Raw genomic sequence first — 688 nt, 5'->3', positions numbered from 1 at the left:
GTAACTGTTCACCCAGATGGCATTGACAGGAAAAAGTGAGACGATCATCCCTTGATCCACTGTTGCCCCTTGCCTGATCCCGCCAGCTTGGCACCATCACGTCATGAGCAAACCCATTACGCCACCACCCGGCCTGCCGCTGACCCTCGAGCAAGCCAACGAGCTGATTTACAAGCTGATGGCGCGCATCGCCGAGCTTGAAGACCGCCTCAACCAAAACAGCAATAACTCCTCCAAGCCCCCCTCCACTGATGGCTCGGGGACCCCGCCTGCGCGCAAGCGCCCCGCTTCCGGCAAGGCTCGTGGTGCCCAGCCTGGCCACAAGGGGCAGCGGCGTGAACGTCATCCTGAGGACGACCGACTGACGGCAATACCACACTATCCTGCCCGGCAGTGCGCCTGCTGTGGTGAGCAGGTGGTGTCCCATGACAAGCCCTACCGGGTTCATCAGGTGTTTGACCTGCCCGAGGTCAGCTATGTGGTGACAGAGCATCAGCTGTATCGGGGCACCTGCCGTGGGTGCGTCACCACCAGTGAAGCAGCCCTGCCCGATACGGTGAGCCACAGCCAGATGGGGGCTAATCTGCTGAGCTATATCGCTTTGCAGAGTGGTCAGTTCCACCAGAGCATCAGCAAGATACAGCAGCAGCTCAAGCAGCACTTCGGTTTGAGCTTTAGCCGAGGCGCC

Annotated in this window: 1 pseudogene; it reads left to right on the top strand. The window is 60.2% G+C overall.

Annotated features, from left to right (window positions below):
* Positions 1-103: 103 nt before the first annotated feature.
* Positions 104-688: pseudogene (locus OKC30_RS21285) on the top strand (IS66-like element ISAs21 family transposase); the annotation flags it as partial.

The sequence above is a fragment of the Aeromonas sp. QDB18 genome (assembly GCF_027705325.1).
GTDB lineage: Bacteria > Pseudomonadota > Gammaproteobacteria > Enterobacterales > Aeromonadaceae > Aeromonas > Aeromonas caviae.
Note: the sequence above shows the minus strand (reverse complement) of the source record. Positions and strands in the feature narration are given on the sequence as shown.